Genomic DNA, 22144 nt, shown 5'->3' with positions numbered 1-22144 from the left:
GCCTGCGGTAGAGCAGGGGGCCCTTCTTAACAACACCGTCGGCCTCCGGCCGAGCGGTCAGCCCACCAGCGGGCGGACGTCCCACACCCACGCGCCGTCCACCGGCCGACCCGGCCCGAGCAGCGCGTCGACCGTACGCCGGACCGGATGGCCGAGGTGCAGTCCACCCTGGACGACGACCGCGGCGCGCCAGTGCCGCAGGTCCTCGACGGCGGCCCGGCGATCAGCGTCGGTGACGACGGGCACCTCACCGGTCTCCGCGACCCGGCGCAGCAGCGCGGCGGTGGGCCGGTCCGGGGCACCCCACCGGGCGGTCGGGTCGTCCGGGGCGCTCGGCCCGATGAAGTAGCCGCCCGGGGCGCGGAACGCCAGCCCGGTCCGCGCCGACCAGAACATCGCCGGGCTCTCCCCCGCCCCGGTCACCGGGGGAACCGCGACGACCGTCCGGCCCGGCGGGACGTACTCCCGCCAGCGGCCGTCGGCGACGGGCGCCGGCACCGGCCACACCGGCACGGTACGGATCGGGGTGGGGGTCAGCGGGAGCAGCGCGGCGGCCACCGCACCACCCCACAGCAACCGCACCGGCACGCCGGGGGACGCGCCGGCGGTGGCCGCCCGGACCCGGTCCAGGGACAGCGCCACCAGGATGCCCAGCACCGGAACGCACACCAGGACCAGTCGGGCCGGGACCGCGAGGTCGAGCAGCGGCAACTCCCCCAACAGCCGGTACGGGCCCGGAACCGACGTGGGAGCGCCGTCCAGGCGTACCCGCGCACCGAGCGAGAGCAGCGCGAAGAGCGCGCCGCAGACGGCGAGCGCGCGGACCAGCGGCCGGCGGCGCAGCCAGATCACGACCACCACGGCGAGGATCAGCAACCCCGGACCGAAGAACGAGTTCTCCTCGGTGGCATTCGGGGCGAGCAGGCCGGGGACGTAGCTGTCGCCGAGCACCGTCTGCCGGGCCGAGGCGGTGAACGACGCCAGGTCCAACTGGTAGCCGTAGGCGTGGAACGGCATGCCCCGGTAGTGGCCGGGGCCGAAAAACTGGAACCAGAGGGGGTACGCCAGCAGCGGCGCCGCCACCGCCGCGCCGACGCCGACGCGGCCGAGCAGGGCGGGTGCCCGACGACGGACGGTCCCCGGATCGGCCGCGGCGTACGCCAGGGCGAACACACCCGCGGCGAGCGCCAGGAAGAGCAGCACCTCCTCGCCGAGGAACACCTGGTACGCCACCAGAAGACCGAGCAGCACCCCGTGCCGCACCACCCGGCCGCTGTCGGGGCGGAACACCAGCGCCAGGATCGGCGGCACCAGGAACTGCGCGGCCATGTGCAGGTGCGCCCCGGCCTGGGCCACCATCCCGGGGGCGAAGCCGCAGACGAGACCGCCGACGGCCGCCGCGACCCGGGAGTCGACGAGCCGGCGGCGCAGCAGGACGTACCAGGCGGTGGCGGTGCCGGCCAGGCACGCGACGACGGCCACCAGGAACGCGGCCTGCGAGCCGAGGAGCAGGGTCACCGGGGTCAGCGGCACACCGAGGCCGAGCACCGAGGTGTTGGCCATCAGGTTCACCCCGTCCGGGGCGTTCAGCGCCGCGCTGTACAGGGGGTTGTCGAGGTCGACCACCGCGCGGGCCGCACCGGCCAGCATCCACTCGAAGAGGATCTGGTCCCCGGCCTGGTGGAACATCCGGTCCCCACGACCCCACTGACCGGAGGTGAGCAGCACCGCCAGGCCGACGTACCCGGCCACGACCAGCGCGTCCCGGGTGCACGCCGTGGCCCGGCGGAGACGGCGGGCCGGCTCCCGGTCCCGAGCGGGCGGCTCGGTGGGGGCGGGCGGCGCATCGGAGGCGGGCGGCGCGTCGGAGGCGGGCGTCGCGGGGGCCATCAGGCCGGTGGGTCGGTCAGCGCCCGGACGTCCCAGACCCAGACGTCCAGCTCCCGGCGGCCGGGGCCGACCAGCTGGTCGACGGTACGCCGCAGCGGCTCGACCTGGTGCTGCCCGACCGGCAGCACGAGGATCGCCGCCCGCCAGTGCCGCAGCTCGTCCAGGGACCGCCGGCGCTGCCGGTCGTCCAGCTGCGGGGTACGCCCCGTCGTGGCGACCTCCTCCAGCAGCTGTCCCATCCCGCTGGGCCGTCCGCCGAAGCGACCCGGGTCGCCGGTGTTGCCGTTGCGCGGAGCGAGGAAGTAGCCCCCGGGGATCTTGAAGTCGAGGTTGGTCGAGGCGGCCCAGCGCATACCGTGCGTGTTGCCCATGCTCGGCACCGGGATCGGCACCAGCGTCTGGTCCGGCCCGACGTAGCCACGCCAACGGTCGGCGGTGATGAAGGCCGGCACCGCCGGGCGGGACGTCACCGCGAGGGGCATCGGCGCGATCGGCAGCAGCACGAGGGTCAGCCCGGCGACGGTCAGCGACCGCAGGGTGGACGGCGGCACCGGCAGCGTCCGGGACCGCTCGACCGCGTACGCCAGCAGCAGCCCGACGACCACCGTGGTGATCAACCCGAAGCGGGTCGGCACCACCGCGTCGAGCAGCGGCAGCCGCACCAGCCATTCCCACGGCCCGGTGAACAGGTCCCGGTCCCACCAGGAGATCCGCTCGCCGAGCGAGAGCACGGCGAAGAACGCCCCGGTCGCGGCCAGCGCCCGGACCAGCGGTTCCCGGCGCAGCCAGACCACGATGCCCACGGCGACCAGGGAGAGGCTCCAACCGAAGAAGGCATTCTCCTCGGAGTAGTTCGGCGCCAGGTTGACGTTGGCCCGCTCGTTGCCGCCCAGCGTCGGAGAGCCGGGGGCGAAGAAGGCGGCGATGTCGTTGCCGTAGTTGCGGACCGCGTCGCTGAGCCCGTGGTACGCCATGGGCCCGGCGAACTGGATGTAGAGCGGGTACGCCAGCAGCGCTCCGGCGAACAGCGTGCAGGTGGCCAGCGCCTTGCCGAGCGGACGCCAGGCGGCCGACCACATCGCGGGCCGCTGGACGACCACGGCGATCAGGAAGACCCCGCAGGCCAGCGCGGTGAAGAGCAGGATCTCCTCGTTGATGAACGCCTGGACGGTCACCAGCAGGGCCAGCAGCGCACCGTCCGCGTACGGCCGACGGGACCGGGTGATCACGAGTACGCGCCACACGATGAACGGCAGCAGGAACTGGGAGATGATGTTCGGATGCCAGTTGGCGTGCGCGAGCATCGCCGGCGAGAATCCGCAGAACCAGCCTCCCACGGCCGCCGCGAGCGGACTGCGCACCACGTTCCGGGACAGGACGACGTACCAGGCCGTCGCGGTGCCGGCCAGTGCCAGCGTCACCAGCAGCACGAACGTCACCGCCGGGCCGAAGAGCAGCGTCACCGGCACCATCGGGATGCCCAGCGCCAGGATGGCCGTGTTGGCCATCAGGTTGACCCCGTCGGGGTAGTTGAACTGCTCGGTGAAGAACGGGAACTCGCCGTGCAGCACCACCCGTACCGAGTGGGCGAGGAAGAACTGCACCTGCGCCGGGTCGCTGCTGTAGAGCGCCGCCACCCGGCCGGACGGGTCGGCCCAGTGCTGGCTGGTCACCCAGACCGCGGCGAGCAGGAAGACACCGAGGACGGTGAGATCCTGCCGCCGCCGGGTTCCCCGGACGAACCGGCGGAGCCGCGTGCCGACCGGGACGCGGCCGGGGCCGCCGAGCGTGTCCGCCGTCGTTCCGGTCTCGGCTGTGGCCGCGGCGGTGGCGCCGTCGAGGGCGGGCGCCGCCGGTGCGGCGGTGGGGGCCGGGCCGGCCGAGGATGTACGCCGTTGCGTCGTTGCGCCGTCGCTCCCGGCGCCGGTGGCCAGGGCGGACGCGGAGTCCGTGGCGGCGACGGATTCCGGCGAGGACTCGGCGCGGGTCTCGGCAGGCGTCACAGTCGGCGGAGTCTACCCGAGGGGCCAAAAGGCACCAAAGCCCCCGGCGCGTCCGGTGTGGACGGCGTGGTGCCTGAATGTCGACGGTCACCCGGCGTTGCGTAGTATGGCGCTTTCGTCAACGACGCCGAGGCGATCGAGGGGACGTACCAGGTGGTTCCAGCCCGCCGGCCTGGCACAACGGTCACCGCTCTGCTGGCCCTGCTGCTGACCGTGACCGCCTGCGGGCCGGTCGCCGACCGTCAGCCGCGCGACCTGCGCGTCGGCTACGACAGTCTCGACGGTTCCCTGGCGGTGTGGCCGCCGCGCGGCACGCTCACCGACGACGACGAGGTGACCAGGAACGTCACCGACGCGGTGCGGACGTGGCGGTCCCCGGTCGACGACCGGGCCCACCTGCCCACGTCGGGGATCCTCTGGTCCGGCGAGGTCGGCGGGGCCCCGCTGGCCCTGGTCGCCGCCGACGTGCCCGGCGAGAAGGCCTCCTGGCTGTTGCAGGTCGGCAACCGGGACGGCCGGTGGGCGGTCACCCACGCCACCGAGTACACCGACCCCGGCTACCTGGTCTACGCCGACGTGCTCCCGGTGTGGGCCGCCGGGGAGCGTCGCTACCTGGTCTCCTCCCGGGTGGAACGGCTGCTCGGCCCGGACGGCCGACCGGTGGCGCAGACCGACGGTCTCACCACCCCGGTCGCCGTACCGCCCTGCCGCGCCGTGCCGCTGACCGCGACGCTGCGGGCCACCGAGTCGCTGCCCCGGGGCCGGGCCGCAGACCGGCTGCTCGACCTCGGTACGGCCACCGCCGCACCGCGCTACCCGCTGGTACGGGACGAGTCGGGCTCCGGTCGGCGGGCCCTCACCGATCTGGACACCTGCGCGCTGGCCGACGACCGGGGTCCGTTCGGCAGCATCCTGCGGCGCGTCGGGGACCGGGACGTCGCCGAGTCGGTGCCGTCGTCCTGGCCGATGGCGAAGATCGCCGTCCGCACCGTCGGCGAACTCGCCCTCGGCGGCGGCGCACCGGCCGAGCTGGAGCAGCTGAGCTGGGAGACCGCCGACGGGACGATGACCGCGGTGGTCCACCGCCCGGCCGGCGGGGGCGCCGCCGCGGTGTCACGGGCGGACCGCGTCGATCCCCTCCAGTCGTACCTGCTGCCGGTGGGCGAGCGGAAGCTGTTGGTGCTGAGCTGGCGGGCGACGCGGGACAGCTCGCTGTCCGTCCCGCCGGGCACCACCAAGCTGGTCGACCGCCCCGGCCTGGTGGTGCTCGACTGGCCCGAGAAGCGCGAGACGTTCAGCCTGGCCTCCGCCGACGAGACCCACTACCGCTCCGCCGGCGGCTGACCCCCCTCCCCCGCACGTTCACGCCGATACAGAGAAAGAGTGGCTATTCCGACGCGGATAGCCACTCTTTCTCTGTATCAGAGCGGGGGGGTGGGGTGGGTGGTCAGTTTTGGGCGGGGGCGTTCTTGGTGGTGGGGGTGGTTGCTACGGGCTCCACCTGCTCGGCGTCCAGGCCGGAGATCCAGCCCGTGACGTCGCGGGCCACGTCCTGCGCCGTCAGGCCGAGGTCGGCCAGGATCTGCGCGCGGCTGCCGTGCGGGTGCCAGTCGGCCGGTACGCCCAGGTCCTTGAGCGGCACCCGCACGTCGGCGTCGCGCATGGCCTGCGCGAGGGCCGAACCGACACCGCCGACCCGGACACCGTCCTCGACGCTCACCACGAGGCGGTGCCCGGCGGCCAGCTCGACCAGCTCGGCCGGGACCGGCCGGACCCAGCGCGGGTCCACCACGGTGACCCCGTAGCCCTGCTCGGCGACCCGGGTGGCCACCTCCATGCCCAGCTTGCCGAAGGCACCGACGGCGACCAGCAGCACGTCGGTACGCGCGGACTCGGTCAGCACGTCGACCGGGCCGACCCGGCGTACGGCCGGCAGGTCGGCGGCGACCGCTCCGGTCGGGAAGCGGACGATGGTCGGGGCGTCGTCCACGGCGACCGCCTCGCGCAGCTCCTCGCGGAGCGTGGCGGCGTCGCGGGGGGCGGCGATCCGCAGGCCGGGCACCACGCCGAAGACGGACATGTCCCACATGCCGTAGTGGCTCGGCCCGTCCGGGCCGGTGATGCCGGCCCGGTCCAGGACGAAGGTCACCGGCAGCTTGTGCATCGCCACGTCCAGCAGGACCTGGTCGAACGCCCGGTTGAGGAAGGTCGCGTAGACCGCCACGACGGGGTGCAGCCCGCCGAGCGCCAGTCCCGCCGCGGAGGTGGCGGCGTGCTGCTCGGCGATGCCCACGTCGTACACCCGCTCGGGGTACTTGCGGGCCAGCTTGACGATGCCGGTGGGCTCGGCCATCGCGGCGGTGATGCCGACGACGTCGGGCCGCTCGTCGGCGATCGCGACCAGCTCGTCGGCGAAGACGTTGGTCCACTTGACCGACGGCGCGGCGGTGGACTTGCCGGTGGCGATGTCGAAGGCACCCGGCCCGTGGAAGCAGTCCGCCTCGTCCTCCTCGGCCGGGCGGTAGCCGTACCCCTTGCGGGTCACCGCGTGCACGATCACCGGGCCGCCGAAGTTCTTCGCCGCCCGCAGCGCCGACTCGACCGCGACGACGTCGTGGCCGTCGACCGGGCCCACGTACTTGATGCCGAGGTCCTCGAACATCGCCTGCGGGGCGACCGCGTCCTTGATGCCCTTCTTGACCGCGTGCAGCACCTCGTACATCGGCTTGCCGACCAGCGGGGTGGAGCCGAGGGCGTCCTTGACGGTGTCGAGCACCTTCTCGTAGCCCGGGTTGAGCCGCAGGAAGGAGAGGTGGTCGGCGAGCCCGCCGATGGTCGGCGCGTACGACCGGCCGTTGTCGTTCACCACGATCACGAGCGGATTGCCGGCGGTGGCGATGTTGTTCAGCGCCTCCCAGCACATGCCGCCGGTCAGCGCACCGTCGCCGACCACCGCGACGACGCTGCGCTGCTCGCCGCGCAGCGCGTACGCCTTGGCCAGACCGTCGGCGTACGACAGGGCCGTGGAGGCGTGCGAGTTCTCGATCAGGTCGTGCTCGCTCTCGGCCTGGCTGGGGTAACCGGAGAGGCCACCGCGCTGCTTGAGCTTGTCGAAGCCGACCTGCCGACCGGTGACGATCTTGTGCACGTACGCCTGGTGACCGGTGTCGAAGAGCAGCCGGTCCCGGGGGGAGTCGAAGACCCGGTGCAGGGCCAGCGTCAGCTCCACCACACCCAGGTTCGGGCCGATGTGCCCGCCGGTGCGGGAAACCTTGGCGACCAGGAAGTCACGGATCTCGGCCGCGAGGATGCCGACCTGCTCGACCGACATCCGCTTGACGTCCTGCGGGCCACGGACGGTGGCCAGCAGCCCGGTGTGGTGGACCGTGCCCTCTTCAACACTCATGACGGAAGAGTCTATCGGCCGCCGCACGGTCCGCAGCCCGGCCCGGACATGCGGGCTCTGAGCGGCTGGTCAGGCCCGTACCCGCAGGCGGCGGGGCGGCGCGACGGCTGGCCCGCCCCGGTACGCCGGTCCGGCCGGGGTCCACGACCCCAGCACGGCGGCCCGGGCGGCGCCGGTCACCGACGGCAGCGCGCCGGGCAGCCCGTGCCAGGACAGCCAGCCCAGCAGGGCGAACGCGTACGCCTCCTTGGCCTGGGTGGGCACGCCCAGCTCGTCGGTGGTGCGCAGCCGCCAGCGACCGGCGGCCAGCTCGGCCAACCGCGACATCAGTGTGGGGTTGCGCACGCCGCCGCCGGCGGCGACGACCTCGGTGACCTCGTGGCGGGCGCACTCGGCGGCCACCGTCGTGGCGGTGAGGACGGTCAGCGTGGCCAGCAGGTCCTCGACCGGCACCGGCTCCCCCAGGGCGGCGAGCCGGTCGTCCAGGTAGCCGCCGTGGAACAGCTCCTTGCCGGTCGACTTCGGCGGTGGCGCCGCGTAGTAGGGCTCGGCGAGCAGCAGGCGCAGCAGGCCCGGGTGCACCCGTCCGGCCGCCGCCACGGCCCCGTCGACGTCGCAGGGCCGGTCGAGGAAGCGGCGGGCGGCGGCGTCGAGCAGCGCGTTGGCCGGCCCGACGTCGTACCCGAGCACGGGAGCGTGCGGCGCGACCACGGTGATGTTGGCGATACCGCCCAGGTTGAGCGCCGCCCGGGGCGCCGCGTCACCGGCCTCCGGTGCCAGCAGCAGGGCGTCGAAGGCCGGCACCAGCGGGGCACCCTGACCGCCGGCGGCGACGTCCGCCGCGCGCAGGTCACCGAGCACCGGTACGCCGACCCGGGCGGCCACCCGGGCCACCGACCCGAGTTGCAGGGTGCCCCGGACGACCCCGTCGTCGACCCAGTGGAAGACCGTCTGGCCGGGCGAGACCACCGCGTCGACGGCACCCCCGGCCAGCTCGACCCCGACCGCCGCGGCCTCGGCGAAGACCGCGCCGAGGCGGTTGTCCAGGCGGCAGACGGCCTCGACCGTCGTGGCGGCCGGGGGCAGCACCGCTCCGATCTCCCCACGCAGTTCCTCGTCGTGGTCCAGGCTGCGGTGCCCCAGCGGGCGCAACCACAGCGTGTCCCCCTCGACGGTGAACTCGGCGGCGACCACGTCCACCGCGTCGTACGACGTCCCCGACATCAACCCGACGATCTTCATGAAAGGAAGGGCCCCCCGTTAACGCCTGCGGTAGAGGAAGGGTCCCTTCTTAACATCCAGGCCGCCGGAGCACATCCAGGCCGGCGGAGCACATCCGGACCGGCGGCAGCGCATCCGGGCCGCCGGCCGACGTCTAGGCCGGTGGCAGGAGCAGTCCGACCAGCTCCACGTGCTGGGTCATCGGGAACAGGTCGAAGCCGCGCAGCGCGGCGAGCCGCCAGCCCAGGCCGGTGAACGTGTGCACGTCCCGGGCGAAGGCGGCCGGGTCGCAGGCCACGTACGCGACCGCGCGGGGCCCGGCGGCGACGACGTCCCGCACCACCGGGGCGCCCGCGCCGGAGCGGGGCGGGTCGAGCACCACCACGTCGACCGGGCCGGTGATCCGTCGGCGGGCCAGCGCGGTCTCCACCCGGGCGGCGACGATCTCCACGTGCGGCAGGTCGGCCAGGTTGTCCCGGGCGGCGGTGACGCCCTGCTCGGCGGACTCCACGAGGGTGACCCGGCCGGTGTCGCCGACCCGCGCGGCGAGCGCCGCGGCGAAGAGTCCGGCCCCGCCGTAGAGGTCCCAGGCGCGCTCTCCGGGCCGCGGGTCGAGCTGCTCCAGCACCGCGCCGACGAGCGTGTCCGCGGCAGCCGGGTGCACCTGCCAGAACGACGACGTGGGCAGCGCCCACTCCCGGCCGGCGGCCCGCTCGCGGACCCGCTCCGGGCCGCTCACGGTCGTCGGCACGCCCTCGGCGTACGCGGTGACGGTCACGTCGCCCCCGGTGGAGGCGACCGTCTCGACGGCGTCCGCGTCCGGCCACCGGGCCCCGCCGGGTGCGAGCACCGGCAGCTCCTGGATCGCCGGGTGGGCGATCAGGCAACGGTCGATGGGCACCACCTCGTGCGAGCGGTGCTTGAGCAGCCCGGCCCGGCCCACGCCGTCGACGGCGTACCGGATCCGGGAACGCCAGCCCAGCAGGCCGCCGGGCAGTGCCTCGACCCGCACGCCCAGGGCGTCGCACTCGGCGTCGGTCAGCTTCGCCAGGCGGGTCAGCTGCTCGCGGACCACGGCCGTCTTCCAGTCCAGCTGCGCGGCGGGGGCGACGTGCTGGAGGTCGCAGCCGCCGCAGCGGCCCGGCTTGGCGTACGGGCAGGGCGGCTCGACGCGGTCCGGTGCGGCCTGGAGCACGGTCACCGCGTCGGCCCGGGCGAAGCCCCGGTGCAGCTCGGTCACCTCGGCGACGACCCGCTCGCCGGGTAGCGCGTGCCGAACGAAGACGACCTGCCCGTCGACCCGTGCGACGCAGTGGCCGCCGGGGGCGACCGCGTCGACGGTCAGCTCGACCCGCTCGGCCTCCTCCAGCCCGCGTCCGGGGGCCACCTCGCGGCGCTCGGCGGTGGCGCTCGGCACCACGCTGAGGTGCCGGCTGGTTCGCTTCCCACGCTCGCTCACGGGCGGTCCCCGTCCCTGCCGCGCTCGCCGGGGCGAGCGGAGACGACCGGCGGTGGGGTGCTCCGCGGAACCACCCGGGGGCCGCGGGGTGGGCCCTGGCTCAGCGTGGCGTCCAGCCGGTCCAGGTTCTTGCCGGCGGTGGAGGCGAGCTGCCACGGCACGCTGGTCACCATCACGCCCGGTTCGAACAGCAGCCGCCCCTTGAGGCGCAGTGCGCTCTGGTTGTGCAACAGGTTCTCCCACCAACGCCCGACCACGTACTCGGGAATGAAGACGGTGACCACGTCGCGCGGCGACTCCCGACGGACGCCGGCCACGAAGTTGAGGATCGGCCGGGTGATCTCCCGGTACGGCGAGTCGACCACGGTCAGCGGGATCGGGACGCCGCGCCGTTCCCACTCGGACTGCAACTGCCGGGTGTCCTTGTCGTCCACGTTGACCGTCACCGCCGTGAGTGTGTCGGGCCGGGTGGCCTTGGCGTACGCCAGTGCCCGCAGGGTCGGCTGGTGCAGCTTGCTGACCAGCACGACCGCGTGGTTGCGGGCCGGCAGCACCGGGCGTCCCTCGTCCGGGGTGAGTTCCACGGCGACCTGGTCGTAGTGCCGTCGGATGGCGAGCATCAGCGCGTAGATCATCGCCATCGCGGCGATGGCGATCCAGGCGCCGAGGAGGAACTTCGTCACCAGCACGATGATCAGCACGGTACCGGTCATCACCATGCCGAACGTGTTGATCGCCCGGGAGCGGACCATCCGGCGGCGGGCCAGCGGGTCGCGCTCAGTCTTCAGGTGCCGGTTCCAGTGCCGGATCATCCCGGCCTGGGAGAGCGTGAACGAGACGAAGACACCGACGATGTAGAGCTGGATGAGCCGCGTCACCTCGGCCTGGAAGCCGACGATCAGCACGATCGCGAAGACGGCGAGGAAGAGGATGCCGTTGGAGAAGGCCAGCCGGTCACCGCGGGTGTGCAGCTGCCGGGGCAGGTAGCGGTCCTGGGCCAGGATCGAACCGAGCACCGGGAACCCGTTGAACGCGGTGTTCGCCGCCAGGAACAGGATCAGCGCGGTCGCGCCGGCCACCACGAAGAGCAGCACCGAGCCGGACCCGAACACCGTCTCGCCGAGCTGGGTGGTGACGGTCTTCTGCACGTACCCCTCGGGGCCGGAGACGATCTGGAGGTCCGGGTCCTCGACGAACTGGAGCCCGGTCAGCCGGGACAGCCAGATGATGCCGACCAGCATGCTGACCGCGATGGCGCCCAGCAGCAGGAGCGTGGTGGCCGCGTTGCGGCTCTTCGGGGCCTTGAACGCCGGTACGCCGTTCGAGATCGCCTCCACGCCGGTCAGTGCCGCGCAGCCGGAGGAGAACGTGCGCAGCAGCAGGAAGATCAGGGCGAATCCGGTGACGCTGTGCTCGGCCTGGATCACCAGGTCGGCGCTCGGCGCGCGCAGGTCCTCGCCGAACACGAAGATCCGGATCAGGCCGGTCAGCAGCATGCCGCCGATGACGATGACGAAGCCGTAGGTGGGGATCGCGAACAGGTTGCCCGACTCCCGCAGGCCGCGCAGGTTCAGCGCGGTGAGCGTCGCCACCGCGATGACCGCGATCAGGACCTTGTGGGTGGCCACGAAGGGCACCACGGAGCCGAGGTTGGCCACCCCCGCGGAGACGGACACCGCGACGGTCAGCACGTAGTCCACCAGCAGCGCACTGGCCACCGCGACACCGGCCCGCGGCCCCAGGTTGACCGTGGCCACCTCGTAGTCGCCGCCGCCGGAGGGGTAGGCGTGCACGTTCTGCCGGTAGCTGGCCACCACCGTGAGCATCACCACGACGACCGCGAGCGCGATCCACGGCGAGAAGAAGTACGCCGACGCGCCGGCGATGGACAGCGTCAGCAGGATCTCGTCCGGCGCGTACGCGACGCTCGACAGGGCGTCGGACGCGAAGACGGGAAGCGCGACGCGCTTCGGCAGGAGGGTGTGCTGGAGGCGGTCGGACCGGAACGGTCGACCGAGGAGCAGCCGCTTCAGCAGCGAGGTGGGTCTGGCCACAACGGCCAAGCGTACGACCATCGCCGCCGGGACCGCCGGGGTGGCCGATCACGACGGGGTGTACGGCCGGAGTACCGTCGGGCCGCGCCCGCGCGGGGAAACGTGGCAGGCTCGCTGTCGGGGTGACGCACGCGGTGCGGGCCGGTGAGGAGGGGACGCGGTGCACGTCGTGATCATGGGCTGTGGCCGGGTGGGTTCGACGCTCGCCCAGAGCCTGGAGTCCCGGGGGCACTCGGTGGCGGTGATCGACCAGGACTCCGACGCGTTCCGGCGGCTCGGCCCCGACTTCGCGGGCATCACGGTGACCGGCGCCGGGTTCGACGGCGAGGTGCTGCGGCAGGCCGGCATCGAGCGCGCCGACGCCTTCGCGGCCGTCTCCAGCGGCGACAACTCCAACATCATCTCCGCCCGGCTGGCCCGGGAGACGTTCGGCGTCTCCCGCGTGGCCGCCCGCATCTACGACCAGCGCCGTGCGCAGGTGTACGAGCGGCTCGGCATTCCCACCGTGGCCACCGTCCGGTGGACCGCCGACCGGATGCTGCGCCACCTCGTCCCCGAGGGCAACGTCGAGATCTTCCGCGATCCGACCAGCACCGTGTCGATCGTCGAGGTGCCGGTGCACAAGGAGTGGATCGGCCGGTCGGTGCGCGCGTTGGAGGCGTCGAGCGGCGCGCGGGTGGCGTACCTGATCCGCTTCGGCATCGGCACGCTGCCCACGGTGTCCACCGTCGTCCAGGAGGGCGACCAGATCTTCATGCTGGTCACCGACGACATCGTGGCGTCGGTCACGTCGGTGGCGGCGACGCCGCCGGAAGGAGGGCACTGAGCATGCGGATCGCCATCGCCGGCGCCGGCAACGTGGGTCGCTCGATCGCCCAGGAGCTGATCGAGAACGGCCACCAGGTGATGCTGATCGAGCGGCAGCCCCGGATGCTCCGCCCGGACCGGGTGCCCGCCGCCGAGTGGGTGCTCGCCGACGCGTGCGAGCTGACCAGCCTCGAGGAGGCGAACGTCGCCGGCTGCGACGTGGTCGTCGCGGCCACCGGCGACGACAAGGTGAACCTGGTGGTGTCGCTGCTGGCCAAGACCGAGTTCGCGGTGCCCCGGGTGGTGGCGCGGGTCAACCGGGCCGAGAACGAGTGGCTCTTCACCGAGCAGTGGGGCGTGGACGTCGCGGTGAGCAAGCCCCGCGTCATGGCGGCCCTGGTCGAGGAGGCGGTCACCGTCGGGGACCTGGTCCGGCTGATGACCTTCCGGCAGGGCGAGGCGAACCTCGTCGAGATCACCCTCCCGCCCACCGCACCGTACGTGGGCCAGGCCCTGCACGCGGTGCCCCTGCCGCGCGACTCCGCCCTGGTGGCGATCCTGCGCGGCAAGCGGGTCCTGGTGCCCAGCCCGGACGACCCGCTCGAGGCCGGCGACGAGCTGATCTTCGTCTGCACCGCCGAGGTGGAGGACGAGGTCCGCGCGGTCGTGCTCGGCCCGGACAGCGTGGAACGGACCCGCGGGTCCCGCTGACACCCCGGGCCGGCCGGCGGGCCCGCCGGCCCGCGGCGCCGGCTCAGGCGCCGGACACCGGCGCCGTCTCCCGGGTGACCCGACGGACGGTCCAGACCGTGATCAGCAGCAGCAGCGCGTACGGCGGGTAGCCCAGCACCAACCGGGCCACACCGAGCGCGGTGTCCTGGTGAGCGAGGTATAGCCCCGCCTGGACGCCGACCTTGGCCAGCCACACCACGCCCCAGAGGACGGTCAGCCGGGTGAAGGTACGCACCAGGCGTGGGTCGTCCCGCCACTCCGACTTGCCCTTGGCGACCAGCACCGACCAGAGCCAGCCCACCAGGGGCTGCCGGATCGCCGCCGAGATCAGCAGGGCCACCCCGTAGCCGATGCCGTAGAGGATGCCCGGAAGGTAGAAGTCGCGTTCGTCACCGGTACGCCAGGCGATCGCGGCGCCGATGGCCACGCCGAAGAGACCGTTGACCGCGTGCCGGACCGGCCGGCGCTGGGCCAGCCGCAGCACGGCGATCGCGAGCGCGACCGCGATCGAGGCGATGACGGCGGGGCGAAGGTCACCGAGGATGTTCGCCACCACGAAGACGACCACCGGGATGCTGGATTCCACCAGCCCCCGCCAGCCGCCCAACTGCTCGGCCATCTGCTCGGCGAGGGTGGGGAGCGGCTCCTCCTCCACCGGCCCGAGGTCCGGCTGCGCCGAGCGGTGCTGTCCCGTCGTCATGCCCTGCCTTCCGTCCGCCGCACCCGGGGGCTTCACCTCGGCGGTTCCAGCTCGTAGTACGGGTTGTAGATGACCTTGCGATCGTCCCGTACGGCCATCCGCCCACGGGCGGTCAGGTGACGTCCGGGCTCGATGCCGGTGATGTGCCGCCGGCCCAGCCACACCAGGGTGACCACGTCACTGCCGTCGTAGAGGTCCGCCTCCAGCGTCGGCAGGTTCGTCCGGGGCGTGTAGACCACCGTGCGGAGCCGTCCGGCCACCGAGACCACCTGGCCCCGCATGCACTGCTGAGCGGGCGGGCATCCGTGCTCGGCGCTCTCCCTGCGCAGCTCCTGCGCCTCGATCTCCGCCTCGCTGGCGGTGAGCCGGCGCAGCATCCGTCGCAGTGAACTCTGGCGCTCGTCGGTCGTCATGACCTCCGCGTCACCCTCTCCACGCTGACCGGCGCTCCGCCGGCACTGGCTTGCGGACCCGACGACGCCGGGACCGTCCCGCCAGCGTACGCCGACAGGGCCGGTCCCGGCCGTCCGGCCGAGGAGGCGGTCAGGCCTCGCGGGCAGCGGGGGCGGGCGCGCCGTCCGGGGCGGCACCGGCCGCCTGGTCGGCCACCTCGCGGGGCAGCCGCAGCGGCAGCGGCTCGCGCACCGGCTTGGCCTCCTGGCCGCGGTCGACCACGAGACCGTCGAGGCACTCCGCGAGCGGGCCGGCGGCGGACGGGTCGGTGGCCGCCCGGCCCTGGTAGACGCCGCGAACCATCCAGCGCGGGCCGTCGATGCCGACGAAGCGCAGGTCGGTCAGGCCGTCGGGGGTACGCACCCGGGCGTGCAGCTCGGTGCCGTACTCCCCCTGAGCCTCCTGCGCGGCGGCGCCGTCGGCGAACAGCGACTTGCGGATCTCCTCGCGCACCTCGTCCCAGATACCCTCGGTACGGGGCGCCGCGAAGACGCCGAGCTGAAGGGCGTTGTCGCCGTGCACGAGCACGACCTGCTGGATCACGCCCTCCTGGTCGGCCTGGACCCGGACCTCGACGTCGGGGACCGCGGGGATCTGGAGGCTGCCCAGGTCGAGCCGCTGCACCCCCTCGGGCGCCTCGGACACGTCGTAGGGACCACGCGTCGGCGTCGCCTCCAGATCGGTGGAGTCGAGGACCTCCGCGGCCCCCTCGTCACGCGCGTGCCGTCCGGAACCGGCCCGCTTTCGGGAGAAGATCACTGCGCCCACCCTCCGCTGTTCACACTCACCGTGCCACCTCTTCCGTCCTGCTCGACCGCCCGGTCGTCCGGACCGGGCGGGGGCGGTACCAGACCGGCGTGCCCGCCGGTGGAGCCGTGCCCGCCCGTACCGCGCCGGGACCCGGGCAGCTCGGCCACCGGCTGGAAATCCGCGCGGGCCACCCGCTGCACAACGAGCTGTGCGATGCGGTCGCCACGGGAGATCCTCGCCGGCACCTCCCGATCATGGTTGATCAGGTTGACCAGAATCTCACCCCGGTAGCCGGCGTCGACCGTACCGGGCGCGTTGAGCACGGTCACGCCGAGCCTCGCCGCCAGCCCGGAGCGCGGGTGCACCAGCCCCACGTACCCCTCGGGGAGGGCGATCGCCACGCCGGTCGGGACCAGCGCCCGACCGCCGGGGGGCAGCTCGACGTCCGTCGCGGCCACCAGGTCGGCACCGGCGTCGCCGGGATGGGCGTACGCCGGCAGCGGCAGCTCCGGGTCGAGCTGCCGTACGGGTACGGGTACGACGTCGGTCACGGTTCCCCTCTTCCGTCCGTTTCGCGGGGTGACCCTGCCATCCTGCCCGGTACCCGGGCCGTCGTGCGCCGTACCCTCGGACTGTGAGCCTGTCGCCCTCCTCGTCGTCCCCGGCGCCGTCCGCCGCGCACTCCGAGCGGCTCGGCCTGCCCTGGTGGCTGTGGCTGTTCGGCCTGGCGGTCGCCGCACTGCTCGCCGCCGAGATCTGGATGGGCGCACCCGGGATGCGGGCCTGGCTGCCCTTCGCGGTGCTGCTGCCGGCGACCGTGGCCGGCCTGGTGTGGCTGGGCCGGATCCGGATCGCCGTCGCCGACGGCGAGCTGCGGGTGGACGACGCCCGCCTGCCGGTCCGGTTCGTCGCGGACGCGATCCCGCTGGACGCCGTGGGTCGGCGCGAGGTGCTGGGCGTCGGGTCGGACCCGCTGGCCTTCATCGTGCAGCGGCCGTGGGTGCCCGGCGCCGTGCAGGTCGTGCTGGACGACCCGGCCGACCCCACGCCATTCTGGGTGGTCAGCTCGCGACGGCCGGTCGAGCTGGCCGAGTCGCTGCTCGCCGCGCGCGACGCGGCCCGTGCCGGCGCCGCCGCCGGTACGGACACCGGATCCCGCACCGGCGTCGCCGAACCCGCCTGACGGCGCTCGGGCCCGGGCGGGAGAGGTCCGTGGTCAGGGTGACGTGGGCAGGGCCGCCGGGCCGCCGGGCCGGGTCACGCCCTTGCGGCGCAGGTCGGACCGGAGCTGGTCGGCCGTCGTGTAGGTGGCCCGCCGGTTGAGGTAGCTCGCGACGGCGGCCCCGGTGAGGAACGGCCCGAGCGTGGTCAGGTTGCGGCCGAAGCGCTTGAGGAGGGTGTCCCGCAGTTCCTTGCGGGCGGCGGTGCCGAGCACCGCGCTGACCCCGACGCCGGGCATCATCGGGTTGATGCCCCGCTGGGTGGCCCACGACTGCACCAGCGCGACCGCGCGCGGCGTGCCCCCGGGCGGCAGCGGGACGCGGTAGACCTCGTGCAGCTCGCCGATCAGCTTGAGTTCGATCGCGACCACCGCGACCGTCTCGGCGGCCAGCAGCACCGGCGCGGAGAGCAGGGTCGGTGCGACGGCCCACTCGACCGCCGCGACGCCCCCGCCGGCGGCGCCGACACCGGCTGTCGCCCGCGCGGCGTTGCGCACCAGCCGGTCGGCGAGGTCCTCGCCGTCCAGGTCGGGGAAGTGCCGCCGCAGCGTCGCGAGGTCGCGGACGGGCACGTGCGGGGCGATCTCGGCGACCGTGTCCACCATCCAGCGCACGGCGGCCTTCGGCTTGAACAGGTCGGACACGCCGCGCGCGCGGGCCTGCGCCACCATCCGGCCGAGCAACTGCCGGCGGCGTCCGGGCGCGATGTCGTCGGCGGTCAGTGCCGCGACCGTCGCACCCAGGTCCTCGGTGGCTCCGGCGTCGTCAGTGCCGCCCTCGACGCGCGTCCGCTCCGCTCCGAGCCGACCGTCCGGCTCGCTCCGCTCGCTCATCGGTACGCCCTTTCGTGGCCCGCCGCCGACGCGACGGTGGCCCGTCACGAGTCAAGCAGGTCCCCCGGTGCGGCGCACGGCGAGCGGAGCAAGCGGCGGCCCCGCCGTGGGAGCCGCCGCCCGTGTCGTTCCTCGTACGGCGTCAGACGCACTCGCGGCAGATCAGCTCGCCGTTGCGTTCGACCGCGAGCTGGCTGCGGTGGTGCACCAGGAAGCAGCGAGCACAGCGGAACTCGTCCTGCTGCATCGGCAGAACCTTGACTGTGAGTTCCTCGTCGGCCAGATCGGCACCGGGCAGCTCGAAGCTCTCAGCCACCTCGGCCTCGTCGACGTCCACGGCGCCCGACTGTGAGTCGACGCGCCGGGCCTTGAGCTCTTCCAGGCTGTCCTCGCCGAGGTCGACCTCGTCGCGACGCGGGGCGTCGTAGTCGGTGGCCATCGGTTTCACTCTCCCATATCGATGTTGTCGCTTCCGGTTGTAACGCCGGACGACGCTGTTTCGGTTCCGCTGGCCGGCCAACACTTGTGTCGGTCACCCGACCCGACCGAGGCCGGTTCGGAGCCGCCAGAAGAAACTCCTCCAGCGAGCGCGGTACCTTACCCCCCCGTTGGGCGTGGCATGTATACCGCCCTCGTGGCTGAGATGTACGCCCCCGCACGCGAAGTTGTTCCCAATGTGACTCAGGCGACACGAAGATAGGGGTAGTAGTACCCGGTTCCCGGATGGCGCGCCGGCATGTCCGGCTGTTTCCACGCGACCGCCGGACAACCGTTAACCTCAGCGGCGTACTCCGACGGCCGGCGGGGCGGCCCGACCGCACCGACGGCCGCCGCCACACCTCTGTCCGGGGAGCGCCCTGATGAGCTTTGCGCGAGTGCGAGCACTCGTTGTCGTCGGTCTGCTGGCGGTGGTGGCGCTGGTCTTCGTGGTCGTCGCCCTGGTCCGCGACACCCAGAGCGACGCGGGGGTCGCCGGTGGCTGCCCCGAGGGTTGGCCGGTCGCCGACGTGGCACTGCGCGAGCAGAAGGACGTCAAGATCAACGTCTTCAACGGCAGCGACCAGATCGGCCGCGCCGCCGACGTCGCGGACGACTTCCGTAACCGCAAGTTCCAGGTGAAGAAGGTCGCCGACCAGAAGAAGAAGATCGACGAGATCGCCGTGCTCCGGTACGGCCCGAAGGGCGTCGGCTCCGCACACCTGCTGCGCGCCTACTTCCTGGACAACGCCGAGTACGAGTACGACCCGAAGCGCAAGGACGACATCGTCGACGTGGTGCTGGGCGCGTCCTTCCAGCAGCTCGCCACCACCACCGAGGTCAACCAGTCCCTCGGTGACCTTGGCTCGCCGGTCGCGCCGCCCGGCTCCTGCCCGGGCCCCGCGAAGGGCTGACCGGTCAGGGGCCGCCGGAGGCGTCGAGGTCGGCGAGGCGGGCGTGCAGGGGCTCGAACAGGGCCGGCGGGGCGGCCACCACCATGTCCGGTCCGGCGGCCACACCCCGCAGGCCGTCCACCCGCAGCCCGGCCTCACTCGCCACCAGGCCGCCCGCCGCGAGGTCCCAGGCGGCGAGCCCCTTCTCGTAGTAGGCGTCCACCCGGCCCTCCGCCGCGTAGCAGAGGTCGATCGCGGCGGCGCCGAGTCGCCGGATGTCCCGCACCTGCGTGATCAGTTCGGCCACCACGCGCGCCTGGTGCGCCCGGCGCCGCGGGTCGTACCCGAAGCCGGTGGCCACGAGCGCCTGACCGAGGTCGGTCTCGGTGGAGCACCGCAACCGCTCACCGGCACGCCAGGCGCCCCCGCCGACCGTGGCCGTCCACTCGTCCCCGGTGCTGACGTTGCGCACCACCCCGGCGACCACCCTGCCGTCGACCTCGGCGGCCAGCGAGACCGCGGAGTGCGGCAGGCCGTACAGGTAGTTCACGGTGCCGTCGATCGGGTCGACGATCCACCGTACGGCGCCGGGGCCGGACGGGCCGGCGGCCTCGCCCGCGCCGAACTCCTCGCCGAGCACGGCGTCGCCGGGCCGGAGCCTGCGCAGCGCGTCGATCACCTGCCGTTCCACCGCCCGGTCGGCGGCGGTCACCACGTCGGTGACCGTGCTCTTCGTCGCGGCCACCGAGACTCCCTCGGCCCGCATGCGGTACGCGGTCGCCGCGGCGTCCCGTGCCACATCGACGGCGATCTCCAGCAGCTCCTGCGGCGCCGGTGTCGAGCGATCCATTCGTCGGTCCCCTTCCCGCACGTCCGGGGTGTTGCGGATCGCGCGCGCTATCATCCTTACAAAGTCCACATCTGCGCCGAATCGGCGGTCCCCGCCGCCGGTACGCCGTGCGCCGCAGGATGATCGCCGCAGACGGCGTTACAATTCACCCTGCCCACGCGCCACGGGCCGCCAGCGACCGGCGGGACCGGGACACGGGGGCCCCTCAACGACATCGCCCGGCACCGCGCTCCGCGCCACGCCGGACGACCCGGCCGTGCCCGCTCTTCGCCTCCGGAAGGTCATTCGTGACAGAACCCCGCCAGAACGGCGCCGACGTTCGCTCGCTCACCGACACCCTGATCGCCCACGCGCAGAGCGCCGGCGGCCAGCTCACGTCGGCTCAGCTCGCGCGCACCGTCGAGTCCGCCGAGGTGACTCCGGCCCAGGCCAAGAAGATCCTGCGGGCGCTCTCCGAGGCGGGGGTGACCGTCGTGGTGGACGGCTCCGCCAGCACCCGCCGTCGCGTCGCGGCCGCCCGCTCCGCCACCCCGGCGTCCCGGGCGACCACGGCCAAGACCACCAAGAAGGCCGCCGCGCCCGCGCCGAAGCAGGCGCCGGCCGCCGAGGAGGCGCCGGCCCCGGCCCCGCGCAAGGCCGCCCCGCGCAAGGCCGCGGGCACCACCGCCGAGGTGGCCGCCAAGGCCGCCGCGCCGGCCAAGAAGGCGACCCGGGCCACCAAGGCCACGGTGGCCGCCGCCGGTACCGCGAAGGCGGGCGGCAAGGCCGAGGGCGGCGAGGGTGCCGAGGGCGACATCGATCCGGAGCAGTTGGCCGCCGAGATCGAGGACGTCGTGGTCGAGGAGCCCGCGGAGCTGACCCGGGCCGCCGAGGCCGACGCGGCCAGCTCGGCCACCGACAACGACTTCGAGTGGGACGACGAGGAGTCCGAGGCCCTCAAGCAGGCCCGGCGGGACGCCGAGCTGACCGCGTCCGCCGACTCCGTCCGGGCGTACCTGAAGCAGATCGGCAAGGTTCCGCTGCTCAACGCCGAGCAGGAGGTCGAGCTCGCCAAGCGGATCGAGGCCGGCCTGTACGCCGCCGAGCGGCTGCGCGCCTCCGAGGAGGGCGAGGAGAAGCTCAGCCGCGAGATGGTCCGCGACCTCGGGTGGATCTCCCGGGACGGCGAGCGCGCCAAGAACCACCTGCTCGAGGCCAACCTGCGGCTCGTCGTGTCGCTGGCCAAGCGCTACACGGGTCGCGGCATGGCATTCCTGGACCTGATCCAGGAGGGCAACCTCGGCCTCATCCGCGCCGTCGAGAAGTTCGACTACACCAAGGGCTACAAGTTCTCCACGTACGCCACCTGGTGGATCCGCCAGGCCATCACCCGCGCCATGGCCGACCAGGCCCGCACCATCCGTATCCCGGTGCACATGGTCGAGGTGATCAACAAGCTCGGCCGGATCCAGCGCGAGCTGCTCCAGGACCTGGGCCGCGAGCCCACCCCGGAGGAGCTGGCCAAGGAGATGGACATCACACCCGAGAAGGTGCTGGAGATCCAGCAGTACGCTCGGGAGCCCATCTCGCTGGACCAGACCATCGGCGACGAGGGCGACAGCCAGCTCGGCGACTTCATCGAGGACTCGGAGGCCGTCGTCGCCGTCGACGCGGTGTCCTTCTCGCTCCTGCAGGACCAGCTCCAGCAGGTGCTGCAGACGCTCTCCGAGCGGGAGGCCGGCGTGGTCCGCCTGCGTTTCGGTCTGACCGACGGCCAGCCCCGGACGCTGGACGAGATTGGCCAGGTGTACGGGGTGACCCGGGAGCGCATCCGCCAGATCGAGTCCAAGACGATGTCGAAGCTGCGCCACCCGTCGCGGTCGCAGGTTCTCCGGGACTACCTGGACTGAGCCCCGGCCGTCAACTGAGCGTGTCGTTTTGGACACTTGGCGTGCAACGTCTGATGGTGATCACATGGATGCACGATTGTGATCGTTGACGTGGCACCCTTGGTGCACGGCACACTGTCCGGTGCCATGTGTGACCTCGGTCCCCCGCGGGCACACAGGGAAGGCAGCGCCCGACCTGGGTGTTGCACGATAGGTGAGCAACGACCGAAGAGAGTGTTCATCGGTGACGACCAGAGGAGGAAGGCGATGACCCCGACCCTCACGCCGCCGCCCGAGACGGTGAGCCCCCCGGCCGCCGATGAACGGTGCGACCGCTGCAACGCCGCCGGCAAGCTCCGGATCACCCTCTCGGGTGGGAGTGAGCTGGTGTTCTGTGGACACCACGCGAACAAGTACGCGGAGGATCTCGTGAAGATCACCGTGCGCTACGCGTCCGACCCGGAGTTCAGCTGGCGTGGCGCCGATCTGATGGCGAACTGACCCAGTAACCCGACATAGCCGGCCGGA

At 73.2% G+C, this 22144-nt stretch carries 20 protein-coding genes; 7 read left to right on the top strand and 13 right to left on the bottom strand.

All coding sequences use genetic code 11. The features are described 5' to 3' along the window. Nucleotides 1–57: 57 nt before the first annotated feature. Nucleotides 58–1890, bottom strand: a complete 1833-nt coding sequence (locus ACTMSW_RS10525) for a hypothetical protein (RefSeq protein ID WP_441180356.1) — start codon at nucleotides 1888–1890, stop codon at nucleotides 58–60. Continuing rightward, entirely contained in the window at nucleotides 1890–3893 is a 2004-nt protein-coding gene (locus ACTMSW_RS10520; RefSeq protein ID WP_441180355.1) for a hypothetical protein, read from the bottom strand. Before ACTMSW_RS10520 ends, ACTMSW_RS10525 begins: the two co-directional genes overlap by 1 nt. Nucleotides 3894–4046: 153 nt before the next feature. Here ACTMSW_RS10520 and ACTMSW_RS10515 point away from each other — a divergent pair, with 153 nt between their 5' ends. After that, nucleotides 4047–5237 (top strand): hypothetical protein, encoded by a 1191-nt coding sequence (locus tag ACTMSW_RS10515; RefSeq protein WP_441180354.1) that lies wholly within the window; start codon nucleotides 4047–4049, stop codon nucleotides 5235–5237. Nucleotides 5238–5340: 103 nt separating this feature from the next. On the opposite strand, the gene dxs is transcribed toward ACTMSW_RS10515, so the two are convergent. From dxs to ACTMSW_RS10495, 4 genes are all read right to left on the bottom strand, one after another. Then, nucleotides 5341–7299: a 1-deoxy-D-xylulose-5-phosphate synthase gene (gene dxs, locus ACTMSW_RS10510; protein WP_441180353.1), complete on the bottom strand. Its 1959-nt coding sequence runs from the start codon at nucleotides 7297–7299 to the stop codon at nucleotides 5341–5343. A 69-nt stretch (nucleotides 7300–7368) separates the two neighbouring features. Then, the gene (locus ACTMSW_RS10505) at nucleotides 7369–8541 is read right to left on the bottom strand and encodes an anhydro-N-acetylmuramic acid kinase (protein ID WP_441180352.1); all 1173 of its coding nucleotides are present in this window, start codon (nucleotides 8539–8541) and stop codon (nucleotides 7369–7371) included. A gap of 133 nt (nucleotides 8542–8674) precedes the next feature. Then, nucleotides 8675–9907: a class I SAM-dependent RNA methyltransferase gene (locus tag ACTMSW_RS10500; RefSeq protein ID WP_441180630.1), complete on the bottom strand. Its 1233-nt coding sequence runs from the start codon at nucleotides 9905–9907 to the stop codon at nucleotides 8675–8677. 68 nt (nucleotides 9908–9975) lie between these two features. Beyond that, complete coding sequence (locus ACTMSW_RS10495; RefSeq protein ID WP_441180351.1) at nucleotides 9976–12033, bottom strand: APC family permease; 2058 nt, start codon at nucleotides 12031–12033, stop codon at nucleotides 9976–9978. A 160-nt stretch (nucleotides 12034–12193) separates the two neighbouring features. Between ACTMSW_RS10495 and ACTMSW_RS10490 the strand changes: the two genes are divergently transcribed. Together ACTMSW_RS10490 and ACTMSW_RS10485 are read left to right on the top strand one after the other, a co-directional pair. Continuing rightward, on the top strand, nucleotides 12194–12859 hold the full coding sequence (locus ACTMSW_RS10490) for a potassium channel family protein (RefSeq protein WP_441180350.1): 666 nt from the start codon (nucleotides 12194–12196) through the stop codon (nucleotides 12857–12859). 2 nt (nucleotides 12860–12861) lie between these two features. Next, a complete protein-coding gene (locus ACTMSW_RS10485) occupies nucleotides 12862–13551 on the top strand; it encodes a potassium channel family protein (RefSeq protein ID WP_441180349.1) in 690 nt (229 codons plus the stop codon). A 43-nt stretch (nucleotides 13552–13594) separates the two neighbouring features. On the opposite strand, the gene ACTMSW_RS10480 is transcribed toward ACTMSW_RS10485, so the two are convergent. The 4 genes from ACTMSW_RS10480 to dut form a co-directional block, all read right to left on the bottom strand. Continuing rightward, a complete protein-coding gene (locus ACTMSW_RS10480) occupies nucleotides 13595–14272 on the bottom strand; it encodes a DUF3159 domain-containing protein (protein WP_441180348.1) in 678 nt (225 codons plus the stop codon). A 32-nt stretch (nucleotides 14273–14304) separates the two neighbouring features. Then, entirely contained in the window at nucleotides 14305–14685 is a 381-nt protein-coding gene (locus tag ACTMSW_RS10475; RefSeq protein ID WP_357034091.1) for an OB-fold nucleic acid binding domain-containing protein, read from the bottom strand. A 130-nt stretch (nucleotides 14686–14815) separates the two neighbouring features. Next, nucleotides 14816–15484 (bottom strand): DUF3710 domain-containing protein, encoded by a 669-nt coding sequence (locus tag ACTMSW_RS10470; RefSeq protein WP_441180347.1) that lies wholly within the window; start codon nucleotides 15482–15484, stop codon nucleotides 14816–14818. Continuing rightward, a complete protein-coding gene (dut, locus tag ACTMSW_RS10465; protein ID WP_441180346.1) occupies nucleotides 15481–16026 on the bottom strand; it encodes a dUTP diphosphatase in 546 nt (181 codons plus the stop codon). Before dut ends, ACTMSW_RS10470 begins: the two co-directional genes overlap by 4 nt. Nucleotides 16027–16109: 83 nt before the next feature. Between dut and ACTMSW_RS10460 the strand changes: the two genes are divergently transcribed. Further along, entirely contained in the window at nucleotides 16110–16658 is a 549-nt protein-coding gene (locus ACTMSW_RS10460) for a DUF3093 domain-containing protein (protein WP_441180345.1), read from the top strand. A 33-nt stretch (nucleotides 16659–16691) separates the two neighbouring features. On the opposite strand, the gene ACTMSW_RS10455 is transcribed toward ACTMSW_RS10460, so the two are convergent. Together ACTMSW_RS10455 and ACTMSW_RS10450 are read right to left on the bottom strand one after the other, a co-directional pair. Continuing rightward, nucleotides 16692–17528, bottom strand: a complete 837-nt coding sequence (locus ACTMSW_RS10455; protein ID WP_441180344.1) for a hypothetical protein — start codon at nucleotides 17526–17528, stop codon at nucleotides 16692–16694. 142 nt (nucleotides 17529–17670) lie between these two features. After that, complete coding sequence (locus ACTMSW_RS10450) at nucleotides 17671–17967, bottom strand: DUF4193 domain-containing protein (protein ID WP_007075406.1); 297 nt, start codon at nucleotides 17965–17967, stop codon at nucleotides 17671–17673. 436 nt (nucleotides 17968–18403) lie between these two features. On the opposite strand from ACTMSW_RS10450, the gene ACTMSW_RS10445 reads away from it, so the two are divergent. Then, nucleotides 18404–18919 carry a LytR C-terminal domain-containing protein gene (locus ACTMSW_RS10445; RefSeq protein ID WP_441180629.1) on the top strand — a complete coding sequence of 172 codons (516 nt, stop codon included), beginning with the start codon at nucleotides 18404–18406 and terminating at the stop codon, nucleotides 18917–18919. A gap of 4 nt (nucleotides 18920–18923) precedes the next feature. On the opposite strand, the gene ACTMSW_RS10440 is transcribed toward ACTMSW_RS10445, so the two are convergent. Then, on the bottom strand, nucleotides 18924–19748 hold the full coding sequence (locus ACTMSW_RS10440; RefSeq protein WP_441180343.1) for an inositol monophosphatase family protein: 825 nt from the start codon (nucleotides 19746–19748) through the stop codon (nucleotides 18924–18926). Nucleotides 19749–20035: 287 nt separating this feature from the next. Between ACTMSW_RS10440 and ACTMSW_RS10435 the strand changes: the two genes are divergently transcribed. After that, nucleotides 20036–21637 (top strand): RNA polymerase sigma factor, encoded by a 1602-nt coding sequence (locus tag ACTMSW_RS10435; RefSeq protein ID WP_441180342.1) that lies wholly within the window; start codon nucleotides 20036–20038, stop codon nucleotides 21635–21637. Nucleotides 21638–21883: 246 nt separating this feature from the next. Continuing rightward, nucleotides 21884–22117: a DUF7455 domain-containing protein gene (locus tag ACTMSW_RS10430; RefSeq protein WP_089153815.1), complete on the top strand. Its 234-nt coding sequence runs from the start codon at nucleotides 21884–21886 to the stop codon at nucleotides 22115–22117. The last annotated feature ends 27 nt before the right edge of the window (nucleotides 22118–22144 follow it).

This window comes from Micromonospora sp. BQ11, assembly GCF_052068135.1.
GTDB lineage: Bacteria > Actinomycetota > Actinomycetes > Mycobacteriales > Micromonosporaceae > Micromonospora.
Note: the sequence above shows the minus strand (reverse complement) of the source record. Positions and strands in the feature narration are given on the sequence as shown.